This is a genomic window from Nonomuraea sp. NPDC002799 (assembly GCF_053592075.1).
The window spans coordinates 51,451-63,469 of the sequence record NZ_JBSFVA010000013.1; the positions used below are offsets into that span (position 1 = coordinate 51,451).

Genomic DNA, 12,019 nt, shown 5'->3' on the forward strand with positions numbered 1-12,019 from the left:
CTCAGATGGGCAGCATGGCCCCCGCCCGCTTGATGGTCCTGACGATCGGCGCGGTCTCCAGGTGCCCGACCGCGGGCAGCGCGCCGAGGCTGTCGGTGAGGTAGCGGTAGAACGCGGCGTCGTCGCGGCACACGACGCTGGCCGCCAGGTTGGCCGAGCCCGTCGTCGCCGCCGTGAACGCGACCTCCGGATGCCCGGCCAGCGCCCGGCCGGTCGCGTCGAGCTCGGCCGGCGGCACCGACATCCACAGTTGTGCCTCCACCCGGTAGCCCAGCAGCGGGGGCAGCACGTCCATGTCGAAGAAGAGCACGCCGGCCGAGCAGAGCTGCTCCATGCGCCGCTTGACCGTCGACTCCGACCAGCCCGTCGCCGCCGCCAGGTCGGGGTAGCCGGCCCGGCCGTCCCGCGAGAGCGCCGCCAGCAGCGCCTCGTCGCCCGGGCCGAGCGTGATCGGCGCGCCGTCGCCCCGCCGGTCGAAGACCCGGCCCGCCCGCAGGTGCGCCACCTGCTCGGGCGAGAGCGCGGCCAGCCCGGCCCAGCCGACCCGCCCGCCCACGAAGATGTGCAGGGTGCGGTGCGCCGACACCGACAACACCCGGTTGGTCCGCGCCAGCTTGCTCAGCAGCAGCGACTCGCGCTCCTCGGCGGTGCGCTGGAGGGTGCCGCAGGAGATCTCGGTGCCGCCGGACAGCAGGTGCACCCAGAACGTGTCGGGGCGCCGGCCGAGCGCCTCCGCGATCGAGACCGCCGCGTCGGGGGTGCAGCGCAACCTGATCGACCACGACTCGTAGCCGAGCCACCGGCCGTCCACGACGCCGACCACGCGCAGCATGCCCGTGCCGCGCAGCCGCCGGTAGCGGCGGGCCACGCGCTGGTCGGACACGCCGAGCACCTCGCCGATGCGGCTGAACGAGGCCCGCCCGTCCACCTGCAGCGCGTGCAGCAGCCCCCGGTCTACCTCGTCCACCTCGATGTTTTCCACCAGCACAGGCTAGCTCGCACGGAAAACCACCGAAACTGCGGCTTGCACTGGCGAATGTCTGCACGCAGGCCCGACAGTTGCCGTCATGACCACGACTCTCCCTGCCGAGCGAACGGCGACCGGCTGGGGGCCCCTGGTGGCCGCCTGCCTGGGCGCCTTCATGCTCCTCGTCGACGTGACCATCGTCATGGTCGCCCTGCCGGACATCACCGCCGACCTGCACCTGTCGTTCACCGGCGCGCAGTGGCTGCTGGACGGCTACGCGCTGGCCCTGGCCGCCCTGCTGCTCGCCGCCGGCTCGCTCGCCGACCACACTGGACGGCGCCGGGTCTACCTGATGGCGCTCGGCGTGTTCGCGCTGGCCTCGCTCGCCTGCGGGCTGGCGCCCAGCGGCGGCGTGCTCGTGGCCGCCCGGGTGCTGCAGGGGGCGGGCGGCGCGGCCATGATGGCCACCACCCTCGCCCTCATCAGCGCCACCTACGAAGGCCGGCGGCGCGGCATCGCGTTCGGCGTGTGGGGCGGCGTCAACGGGGCCGCGGCGGCGGTCGCGCCCGTGCTCGGCGGCCTGCTCACCGAGCACCTGCACTGGCGGGCCATCTTCCTGGTGAACCTGCCGATCAGCGTGGTCGCCGTCTGGCTCACCCTGCGGGCGGTCAAGGAGTCGCGCGGGGCCGGTGAGAGCCGGATCGACTGGGCGGGCATGGTCACGTTCACGGTGGCGGCGGGGGCGCTCACGTACGGGCTGATCGAGGCCGGGCAGCACGGCTGGACGTCGGCACGGTCACTGTTGCCGCTGGCCGCCGCCGCCGTGTCGCTCGTGGCGTTCGTCGTGATCGAGCGGCGCGGCGCGCATCCCATGCTGGATCTGCGGTTGTTCGCCGACCGCTCGTTCAGCGGCATCATGGTGGGAGCGGCGCTGCTCATGCCGGCCGCGTTCGCGTGCCTGGCGTTCACCTCGCTCTGGCTGCAGCAGAACCTCCGGCTCGGCCCCGTGCTGGCGGGGCTGGCACTGTCGCCGATGGCCGTCACCTCGCTGGTGGTCTCCGTCGCGGCCGTCCGCCTGCTCCCCCGGATCTCGCCCCGGGTCTCCGTCGGCGGCGGGCTGCTGCTGGTCGGGGCGGGCTCGTTCCTGCAGGGGCAGCTCGACCAGCACTCGGCCTGGACCGCGCTGGCGCCCGGGCTCGTCGTCGTGGGCGCGGGCGTGGGCCTGGCCATCCCCGCGCTCAGCTCCGCCGCCATGGCCTACGCCCCGCCCCGGCGGACCGGCATGGCGGCGGGCACCGTGAACACGGTCAGGCAGCTCGGCTACGCCGTCGGCATCGCCGCGCTCGGCCTGCTCTACGGGGGCGACGCGGCCTCGTTGAACGAGGTGTACCTGGCGAGCGCCGCCACCGGCCTGGTCGCGGGCCTGCTGGTCCTCGCCTTGGTCCGGCGGAGCGCCCGTGAGTGATCGTGACGTCGGTGCCCGCCACGATCACCTCGTAGAACGTGTACGATCCGCCGCCGTATGCCGGGCTTGATCAATTGCTCGGGAGACCAGAGGACGGCGGCGACGGGACTTACTTGTCGTACTCGTACGCTCCGGCGTCCACCGCGCCGTCACTGCCGTCGATGGCGCGGCCGGTCACGTCGTCGTCGCTGAACCTGGTGACGCCGCGGTCGATGGCCGGGCTGCCGGCCCGCAGACTCAGCGGGTGGGCCGTGTTCGCCAGGTCGAACAGCGGGTCGGCCGTGACGTTGTTCGTGCCGCCCATCTGATGCTGCGCGGCGCCGAAGAAGACGTTGTGGTGGATGTCGGTGACGTTCGGGCCGTAGCCCGTCTTGAGAACGGCCTGGACGATGTTCTGCGACATCGACAGGTGGGCGTTGGTGCAGCCCGCGTCACAGACGACGCCCTGGGAGGCGGCGTGGGTCAGGCGCACGGAGTTGTTGCGGAAGACGGTGCCGAGCACCGGGCCGTTCACGTCGGGCTCCTCGCCCGGCTCCTGCGGGCCGCGGGTCACCAGCCCGCCCTGGGTCTGCGGGCCGGTGATCACGTTGTACTCGAAGATGTTGCCCGCGGTGCCGTCGGGGTCGCTGGGGCTGCCGTCGTCGTTGAGCTCCCTGCTGGTGCCCAGCTCGGTGAAGGTCTCGTTGTCCACCGCGATGTTGTGGTGGATGCGGTTGTTCGAGCCGAGGAAGATCTCCACGGCCGCGCCGTCCATGCCGTAGTCGTAGCTGAAGGCGTAGGAGCCGCGGATCTCGTTCCAGGCGATGTTGGAGTCGTCGCCGTGGACGAGGATGGCGAACGCGCCGGAGTCGTCGTTGTCGTTCACGTTCGTCGGGGTGAGCTTGCTCATGTGGTTGTTGTCGATGAAGTCGTTGGCCGTCACCGCGGTGTACTGGACGCCCTGCTCGATGTAGACGCCGGCGGCGGCCCCGGTGATGAGGTTGCGCTCGATGACGTTGTCGTCGCCCGTCACCTTGATGCCGGCCCAGGTGCAGCGCGAGCCGTCCTGGGCCAGGCCGATCTGCAGGTTGTAGACCTCGATGTGCGAGCCGGTCAGGCTCAGGCAGGCCTCGGCGTGGCCGGCGATGACCGGCTTGGCGGTGGCGGTGCCGTAGGCGTCGACGACGATCGGGGCGGTCGCGCTGCCCGATCTGGTCAGGTCGAGTTGTTGCCCCTTCCACGTGCTGCCACGGCTCAGCAACAACGTGGAGCCGGGGACGAGGGGCGCCGTGGACGCCTTGGTGAGGGTTTTCCACGCGGTGGCCGCCGACGTGCCGGCCGCCGAGTCTTTTCCGTTGACGGCGTCCACGTAGTAGACGGCCGCGGCCGCTGACGCGGTGCCGGTCGCGAGGGTCGTGGCCGCCAGCGCGAGTGCCGTGACGGCGGCGCCGGTCCGTAAGTTCCAGCCGGACATTCAGCCTCCAGAACGGCCGGGGCTCCACCACGCGGCGGAGATCATCCCCGGCTTGCGGCTGACACCTTATCCACGAACATGTCGGAAATCACGGTTATGTTCCAGCTCTAATCGGCACCACGTTGCCGCGGGCATCCTGACGCGGGAGGGCGAACCAGGTGGCCTTGCCGACGACGTCGGGATGGGTGACGTAACGCTGGGGATGGCAACCGTAGAAACCGTCGGAAAGCCTGGCGATGATGCGCAACCCCCGCCCGTGCTCGGCCCGTACGTCAGGAGGCGACGGGGCGGGAAGGACCGGGCTGCTGTCCACCACCACGCACATGATCTCCTTGGCGTCCACGTGCAGCGCCAGTTCGTACGGGCCATCGCCGTACAAGAAGGCATTTGTCACTAATTCGCTGACCATGAGCACGGCGTCATCGACGAGGTCGGAAGAAAGGGCGAGCGTTGACAATTCATCGCGAATGACTGCCCGTGCATGACGGACCGTCTGTGGGTCCTCGTGCAGCGCCCATACATACTGCATCCGGCTCCGGCGAGTCGATCGCAGCGTGGACATGGCGTCCCTTTCCTGGGTGGACGGGCAGCGAATACGCGTTTCACTCAACAAGAGGACCTGCCTATGGGTTGACGTACAAGGTCTGTCGAAACTTGTACGCACGAGGACGCCCTTTGGGTCGAATCTTCGGCGAGAAATCCTGATGTTTTTCGGACCACCGCCCGCAGGGCCGCACCGACCGGCGATAGGCCCAGGTCACCGGGGCAGCAGGGCACCCGGAGACGACGAAAATGGCATGGGGCCGGGCGGGCTCGATCACCGCGGGCCGCGCACGCCCGGCCCGTGGCGGCGTTTCAGCGGCCGGTTCCGGCGCCCGGCTCCCCGGTCAGGACGCCTGCCCGCCTGCCGGGCTCCACGGCAGGCCCGGCGCCTGGAGCAGCGCCCACATGGCGGCCGGGGTCAGGGGGACGTCCGTGATCCGCTCCGCGATCTCCGGCAGCGCGGCGGCGACCGCGTTGGCGATGGCGGCGGGCGGGCCGATCGTGCCGGCCTCCCCCACGCCCTTCATGCCGCCAGGGGTGAGCGGCGAGGGCGTCTCCAGCATCACGACCTCGATGTCCGGAACCTCGCGGGTGGTCGGCAGCAGGTAGTCGGTGATCGGCTGGCCGTCCTCGGAGTAGACGATCTCCTCGGTCAGCGCCATCCCGATGCCCTGGACGACTCCGCCGCGAATCTGCCCCTCCACCACGGCCGGGTTGACCAGCACGCCGGCATCGTTGACCACCCAGTAGCCCTCCACCTCCACCGCCCCGGTCTCCGGATCGACGGCCACGGCCGCCGCGTGCGCGCCGTAGGCGTAGGTGTAGGCCACCGGGTCGTAGCTGACGCGCTCCTCCAGGCCGGGAGTGACGCCGTCCGGCAGGTCCCAGCCGCGCCAGGCCGACGTGGCCAGCTCCCGCAGGCTCACCGACGCCCGCGGATCGCCCTTCACCTGGACGGCGCCGTCGACGAGCTCCAGATCGGCCGGGGCCGCCTCCAGCCGGTGCGCGGCGATGGCCACGAGCTTGTCGCGCAGCCGGGCCGCGGCCTGGATGAGCGCTCCGCCGCCGAGGGCCAGCGACCGGCTGGCGATCGAGCCGACCGACGAGTAGGGGGCCGCCGCCGTGTCTCCCAGCACCACCCGCACCCGCTCGATCGGCACCCCCACGCGGTCGGCCGCGAGCTGGGCCAGCGTCGTCTCGATGCCCTGCCCCATGGGCACCACCCCGGACCACACGATCACGGACGCGTCCTGCTCCATGCGCAACACGGCGCTCTCGTAACCGCCCGCCTGGATGCCGGCGCTCTTGAGCTCCGCCGATGGGCCCATGCCGGTCGACTCGACGTGGCAGGAGTAGCCGATGCCGCGCCGGCGCCCGTCGTCCTTGTGGACCGGCGTGACGAGGTCGCGCAGGGTCAGCAGGGCGAGCGGGTAGTCGCCCGAGTCGTAGGGCTGGTAGAGGCGCGAGGTGTACGGCAGCTCGTCCGGCCGGATCAGGTTGCGCAGCCGCAGCTCGATCCGGTCGATCCCGAGCCTGCGGGCCGCCTCGTCGATCAGCCGCTCTCTGGTCAGAGTGCCCTCCGGCTGGCCGAACCCCCGGTAGGAGCCGATCGGCGTGGTGTTGGTGACGACGCCGAGCGCGCGGACCGCCACCCGGTCGAAGCGGTAGGGGCCGGGCAGCATCACGGCGGTCACCGCGGCCGTGGCGGTGCCGCTGTTCGACGGGTGGGCGCCGAGGTCGCAGACCACCTCCGCGTCCATCGCGACGAACCGCCCGTCGCCGTCCAGCGCCAGTCGCGCCCGGTGCACGGCGGCGCGCGCGGGCAGCGTGGCGAACAACCGGTCGCCGGGCGACTCCGACCAGGCCACCGGGCGGCCCAGGCGCATCGCGGCCAGGCAGACCAGCGCTTCGTCGGGATAGACGTGCTCCTTGCCGCCGAAGCCGCCGCCCGTGTCGCGGCAGATGACGCGTACCCGGTCGTGCGTGAGCTCGAACGCCTCCGCCAGGTGATCGCGCACGTGGTGCGGCGACTGGGAGGAGATGTGCACGGTCAGCTCGTCGTCGGTGAAGGAGGCGACGACGCCGCGCGGCTCCATGGGGTACGGCGAGATCCGGGCCGTCCTGAACGTCATCTCGACGACGTGCTCGGCCCCTTCGACGGCCGCCGCGCAGTCGTCGTCGCCGAGCGTGAAGTCGGCGAGCACGTTGGTGCCCCAGCCGGGGTAGAGCAGGGGCGCGCCGTCGCGCATCGCCCGCTCGGCCCCGATCACCGCGGGCAGCTCCGCCAGGTCCAGGTCGACGACGTCGGCGGCGTCCCTGGCGGCCTCCGGCGTACGGGCGACCACGACGGCGAGGGGCTGTCCCGCGTACCTGATCTCGTCGTCCAGCGCCCGGTAGGACGACAACCGCTGGCCGGGCGCCAGGCTGACGCAGGGCAGGCGCAGGGCCGGGGCGTCGGCCGGCGTGATGACGTCGAGCACGCCCTCGACCGCCCACGCCGCCTTGGCGTCGCAGCCGAGCAGCCGGCCGTGGGCGATGGGGCTGCGCACGACGTACGCGTGGGCCATGCCGGGCAGCCGAACGCTCCCGACATATCTGGCCTTTCCTCTCAGCAGTCTGGCGTCTTCCCGCCGCGGCGTCCGTGCGCCGACATACCTGTCGCCCATGGTCCGATTGTGCGCGCCACCCGCCGGGCGGTCTATACGATGCGCGAGAAAGAGCACGTCAGCGGGGGTCTCGATGCAAACGTTCCTGCCGTATCCGGACTTCGCCGCCACGGCCGCGGTCCTGGACCCGCTGCGGCTGGGCAAGCAGCGCGTCGAGACCATCCAGGTCCTGCGCGCCATCACCGTCCCCGGCTACGGCTGGCGCCACCACCCCGCGGCGAAGATGTGGACCGGCTACGAGGAGGCGCTCGTCCGCTACGGCCTCGACGTGTGCGAGCGCTGGTGCGCACTCGGCCGGCGCGACACCTGCGCGACCACGATGAGCGGCGATCTGGCCCGGCTCTGCGGCACGACGCTGGTGCGCAGTCAGATCGAGCTGGGCACGGCCGGTGAGCTGCCGCCCTGGCTGGGCGACGAGGCGCTGCACCTGAGCCACCGCTCCGCGCTCCTGCGCAAGGACCCCGCCTACTACCGGCCCATCTTCGGCGACGACGACCCGGACGACCTCTCCTACGTCTGGCCGCGCTCCGACCGCCTGCCGGCCTGACCGGGCCGCACCCCGGCGTGGCCGGCTCGGCGCGACCACTCCCCCGGGCCCAGCTCGTCTTCGCGGACGAGTGCGGCCTCGTCATCCCGCGACGCGGCTGATCACATGATGGAATGGGCCTGGATCACAAGGAGGGGCTCGTGAGCATCATTTCGCGCGGCTTCCACGGCAAGCGCAGAGGCGGTGGCGACCGGTTGCCGCCCGGCCAGTATCTGGTCGAGGACTTCCCGGTGTTGTCGGCGGGCCCGACGCCGCGGGTGCCGCTCGACCGGTGGGAGTTCACCATCGACACCGAGGCGGAGCGCACCCACCGCTGGTCGTGGGCGGAGTTCACGGCGCTGCCCGCGGAGACGCCCACGGTGGACATCCACTGCGTGACCAAGTGGTCCAAGCTGGGCACCTCGTGGGAGGGCGTCTCGCTCGACACCTTCTTCGAGGACGTCGAGACCGCCGCCGAATACGCGCTGGTCTCCTCCTACGGCGGCTACACCACCAACCTGCCGCTGGAGGATCTGCTCGACGGCAAGGCGTGGATCGTCCACCGCTTCGACGGCGAGGACCTGGCGCCCCGGCACGGCGGGCCGGCCCGGCTGATCGTCCCGCATCTGTACTTCTGGAAGTCCGCCAAGTGGGTGCGGGGCATCCGGCTGCTCGACGAGGACTGGCCCGGCTTCTGGGAGACCGCCGGCTACCACAACTACGGCGACCCGTGGCGCGAGCAGCGCTACGAGGGTGACTAGGTGCGGCGTCTGGTCTGGCGGCCGGCCGAGCTCGTCGCGATCGTGTCCGAGACCGCCACCGCGCGCACGCTGCGCCTGCGGGTGCCCGGCTGGCCGGGACACCTGGCGGGCCAGCACGTCGACGTGCGGCTGACGGCCGACGACGGTTACACCGCGCAGCGCAGCTACTCGCTGGCCGCGCCCGCCGACGGCGAGCTGGTCGAGCTGACCGTGGAGACCGTGCCGGACGGGGAGGTCTCGCCCTACCTGACCGAGGTGATCGAGGCCGGTGACCGGATCGAGCTCCGCGGGCCCGTGGGCGGCTGGTTCGTCTGGCGGCCCGAGAGCACGGCGCCGGTGCTGCTGGTGGCCGGCGGATCCGGCATCGTGCCGCTGATGGCGATGATCAGGGCCCGCCGGCAGACCGGTAGCCGCGTGCCGTTCCGCCTGCTCTACTCCCTGCGCGACCCCGGCCGCCGTTACTACGCCGGCGAGTTGCGCCGCCCCGACCCGGGGCTCGACATCGCCTACGTCTACACCAGGGCCGCGCCGCCCGACGCGGTCCGCGTGGCCGGCCGCATCGCGCTGGGCGACCTGGCCGAGGGCGGCTGGCCGGCCTCCTTCGAGCCCGACTGCTACGTGTGCGGGCCGACCGGGTTCGTGGAGGCCGCGGCCGACCTGCTGCTCGCACTGGGCCACGCGCCCGAACGCATCAGAACCGAACGTTTCGGCCCGACCGGAGGCTGACATGACCCCAGAACACCTCGACGGCAACGCGCTGGCCGGCCCGCTCGGCGAGATCTTCGCCGTCGACGTCACCGCCGCCACCGGCCGCTGCGCGAGCTGCGGGCTGACGGGCCCCGTCGCCGCGCTGCGCGTCTACGGCCCCGATCCCGGGCTGGTGGGGCGCTGCCCCGGCTGCGACGAGGTGGTGCTCCGGCTGGTCCGCGGCCCCGGCACGGTCTGGCTCGATCTGCGCGGCACGGTGTCGCTGCGGGTGAACGTGCCGGACTGAGCACACGTGACCGTGCCCGACTGAGTACACTCGGCACGTTCAATCGGCCGAGATCTGTACGTCGAGGCTCTTGGCCATGGGTGACGCCCGCGGCCCCGTCCCCCCTGGAGTCACGTGAGCAGCGGGCTTGTCGACGCGCCGCCTACCGAGCCGAGCGCGTCACCGCGCCGTCCCCGTCACTGGCTGCGCTGGGTGATCGCGGTCGTGGTGACCGTCGTCCTGCTGATCGCAGGCATCGTCGTGGGCGTCGCCGTCAAGCTGAACGGCAACGTCAAGCACGTGGACGTGACCGCCGACGACCTCGGGGCCACCCGCCCGCCCAAGGTGGCCGGCACCGCGATGAACGTCCTCGTCGTCGGCTCCGACCAGCGCGACGGCAAGAACGCCAAGTACGGCCACGGCATCTCCGGCGAGCGCACCGACACGATCATGCTGGTCCACGTGTCGTCCAAGCGCGACAACGCCATGGTCATCAGCTTCCCGCGCGACTCGCTCGTGCAACTGCCCGCCTGCCGCGCCACGAACGGCCTGCCGGGACAGCAGCCGCACCTGGGCATGATCAACGAATCGTTCAACTCCGGCGGCATCGCCTGCACGTGGAAGACGATCGAGGCGCTCACCCGCATCCACATCGACCACTTCGTGAAGGTCGACTTCACCGGCTTCAAGGGCATCGTCAACGCCGTGGGCGGCGTCGAGGTCTGCCTGCCCGAGGCCGTGGACGACAAGAAGGCGCTGCTGCACCTGCCCGCCGGGCGGCAGACGCTCACCGGCGAGCAGGCGCTCGGCTACGTCCGCGCCCGCTACAGCCTGGGCGACGGCTCGGACATCGGGCGCATCCAGCGGCAGCAGATGTTCATCGCCTCGATGGTCAAGAAGGTGATGAGCGGCGAGACGCTCACCGACCCCGCCAAGCTCTACGGCATCCTCGACGCCGGCACCAAGGCCGTGACCACCGACCGCGCCCTGTCCGTGGGCGTCATGAAGGACCTGGCCACCAGCCTTCAGGGCCTGGACGCCGGGCAGATCCGGTTCATCACCACCCCGTGGCACTACTCGTTCACCCAGCCAGGGCGGGTGGAGTGGGTGCAGCAGCAGGCGGGCAAGCTCTTCCAGATCGTGGCCAGGGACCAGAGCGTGCAGGGCATCAAGGGCGGCCAGGCCAAGGTGGCGCGGTCGAAGATCCAGGTGGAGCTGCGCAACGGCACCTGGCGCGGCGGGCTCGGCACCCAGGTGGCCGCGTTCCTGGAGCAGCGCGGCTACCACATCTCGAAGATCGGCGACTCGGCGCGCAAGCCGCAGGCCAAGACCACGATCTTCTACGGCGCCGCCGGCGAGACCCGGGTGCCCACCCTCTCCAACGACCTGCTCGCCGCCACGCCGAAGCTGGTGGCGCAGGCGCGGACCAGCCGGCTGGTGCTCGTGATCGGCGACGACTGGAAGGGCCTGAAGGCGCTGCGGTCCGACGACACGGAGGCGATCAAGGGCTTCGACGCCACCCACGACACGTGCGCCACCTGAGCAGCGGGGCGGGTGCCGTCTGAGCTACCGGCCGGCTGCCGTCCGAGCGTCCGTGTGCGTGTCAGAGGGCGTCTGAGAGGCCGCCGCCGTCGATGGCCGTGAATCCGGCGTCCTCGATGAGCGGCACCACGGCCTTCTTCGCCCCGTCGTCGTCACCCCAGTAGGGCATGTCGGCCCGCGGCCCGCCGCGCTGACCCGCCGTACCGAGCTCCAGCAGCTCGTTGGGGTATCTGGTGTTGAACGTGCGCACCAGCCGCGCACCGGCCCCGAGCACCCCCTGCTGATACTGCGGGCTGGTGAGCCCGCCGGGGACGGCCACCACCACGGCGGCGCCGTCGCGCTCGGCGACCGGGTTGCTGGGATCGATGATGATCCGGCCGGTCAGCGCCTCGCCGAGCTCCGCCACCACGGCCGGGAACGCCTCCCAGCCCACCGCCAGGATGACCACCTCGGCGAACCGCGCGGCCTCCATCGGCGAGCCGCCCCTGGCCTGACCGTCCGTCGCCCCGGCGGCGGCCGTCACGCGGGCAGGCTCGGCGTCACTGAAGAACACCTCGTGGCCGGCCACCGCGAGCAGGCGTCCGAGCGGCGCGCCGAGCCTTCCGGAACCCACGATTGCTACGCGCATGTCTTGATCACCTCGCGCTCCGGGATCTGCCCAGAGACGCCGGTGACATTCCTCACAGGAGGAGACCTTTGCTAGGCGATGGGCGCCGAAAGGGCGGCGCCGAGCTCCTGAGGGTACGCGTCATCACTCGCGAGGCACCCCGGAAGGGTGATCGTCCGCGAGGTGTGGGTCACCCCTGGCGAGGCCGTACCGCCTGGAGCCCGCGGCGCCCGAGCAGGCGCCGGAGGCCCGGCGGCTGGAGAAGGTCATCCCAGCCCCGCGGAGCGAACCGCGTCAATGCCCGCGCTCGGACTCCTGCTCAGACGCCGCAGGCGGGTGAATCTCCTCACGTCCCGTGTCTGCGCCCAGATCCTCGCGGAGCTGGTCGTAGTCGATGTTGTGGTTCGTGTACTTAAGCTGGCGAGCAACCTTCGTCTGCTTCGCCTTGGCTCTTCCTCTGCCCATGGCTACTCCCTAGTCCCCGCTGTCATGCTATCCAACAACATGGTGACTTGA

Annotated in this window: 12 protein-coding genes; 6 read left to right on the forward strand and 6 right to left on the reverse strand. The window is 71.5% G+C overall.

Going from position 1 to position 12,019, the window contains the following annotated elements; translation table 11 throughout:
• Nucleotide 1 precedes the first annotated feature (1 nt).
• Nucleotides 2–982, reverse strand: coding sequence for an Lrp/AsnC family transcriptional regulator (locus ACWD0F_RS23810; RefSeq protein WP_449878841.1), 981 nt, complete (start codon nt 980–982; stop codon nt 2–4).
• 85 nt (nt 983–1,067) lie between these two features.
• Here ACWD0F_RS23810 and ACWD0F_RS23815 point away from each other — a divergent pair, with 85 nt between their 5' ends.
• A complete protein-coding gene (locus ACWD0F_RS23815; protein WP_449878843.1) occupies nt 1,068–2,432 on the forward strand; it encodes an MFS transporter in 1,365 nt (454 codons plus the stop codon).
• A gap of 109 nt (nt 2,433–2,541) precedes the next feature.
• Here the strand turns inward: ACWD0F_RS23815 and ACWD0F_RS23820 are convergent, their stop codons facing one another.
• The 3 genes from ACWD0F_RS23820 to ACWD0F_RS23830 form a co-directional block, all read right to left on the reverse strand.
• Nucleotides 2,542–3,885: a choice-of-anchor Q domain-containing protein gene (locus tag ACWD0F_RS23820; protein WP_449878845.1), complete on the reverse strand. Its 1,344-nt coding sequence runs from the start codon at nt 3,883–3,885 to the stop codon at nt 2,542–2,544.
• Nucleotides 3,886–3,979: 94 nt separating this feature from the next.
• Entirely contained in the window at nt 3,980–4,447 is a 468-nt protein-coding gene (locus tag ACWD0F_RS23825; RefSeq protein ID WP_449878847.1) for an ATP-binding protein, read from the reverse strand.
• Nucleotides 4,448–4,772: 325 nt separating this feature from the next.
• On the reverse strand, nt 4,773–7,094 hold the full coding sequence (locus ACWD0F_RS23830) for a xanthine dehydrogenase family protein molybdopterin-binding subunit (RefSeq protein ID WP_449878849.1): 2,322 nt from the start codon (nt 7,092–7,094) through the stop codon (nt 4,773–4,775).
• Nucleotides 7,095–7,167: 73 nt separating this feature from the next.
• Here ACWD0F_RS23830 and ACWD0F_RS23835 point away from each other — a divergent pair, with 73 nt between their 5' ends.
• From ACWD0F_RS23835 to ACWD0F_RS23855, 5 genes are all read left to right on the forward strand, one after another.
• Nucleotides 7,168–7,641 (forward strand): MSMEG_6728 family protein, encoded by a 474-nt coding sequence (locus ACWD0F_RS23835; protein WP_449878851.1) that lies wholly within the window; start codon nt 7,168–7,170, stop codon nt 7,639–7,641.
• Nucleotides 7,642–7,781: 140 nt separating this feature from the next.
• A complete protein-coding gene (locus ACWD0F_RS23840) occupies nt 7,782–8,381 on the forward strand; it encodes a sulfite oxidase-like oxidoreductase (protein ID WP_449878853.1) in 600 nt (199 codons plus the stop codon).
• Nucleotides 8,382–9,107: a ferredoxin reductase gene (locus ACWD0F_RS23845; protein WP_449878855.1), complete on the forward strand. Its 726-nt coding sequence runs from the start codon at nt 8,382–8,384 to the stop codon at nt 9,105–9,107.
• A 1-nt stretch (nt 9,108) separates the two neighbouring features.
• Nucleotides 9,109–9,375, forward strand: a complete 267-nt coding sequence (locus tag ACWD0F_RS23850; protein WP_449878857.1) for a DUF6510 family protein — start codon at nt 9,109–9,111, stop codon at nt 9,373–9,375.
• 114 nt (nt 9,376–9,489) lie between these two features.
• The gene (locus ACWD0F_RS23855) at nt 9,490–10,896 is read left to right on the forward strand and encodes an LCP family protein (protein ID WP_449878859.1); all 1,407 of its coding nucleotides are present in this window, start codon (nt 9,490–9,492) and stop codon (nt 10,894–10,896) included.
• A gap of 61 nt (nt 10,897–10,957) precedes the next feature.
• On the opposite strand, the gene ACWD0F_RS23860 is transcribed toward ACWD0F_RS23855, so the two are convergent.
• Together ACWD0F_RS23860 and ACWD0F_RS23865 are read right to left on the reverse strand one after the other, a co-directional pair.
• Nucleotides 10,958–11,524, reverse strand: coding sequence for an NADPH-dependent F420 reductase (locus ACWD0F_RS23860; RefSeq protein WP_449878861.1), 567 nt, complete (start codon nt 11,522–11,524; stop codon nt 10,958–10,960).
• Nucleotides 11,525–11,797: 273 nt separating this feature from the next.
• Nucleotides 11,798–11,968, reverse strand: coding sequence for a DUF3073 domain-containing protein (locus tag ACWD0F_RS23865; RefSeq protein WP_449878862.1), 171 nt, complete (start codon nt 11,966–11,968; stop codon nt 11,798–11,800).
• Nucleotides 11,969–12,019: the final 51 nt, after the last annotated feature.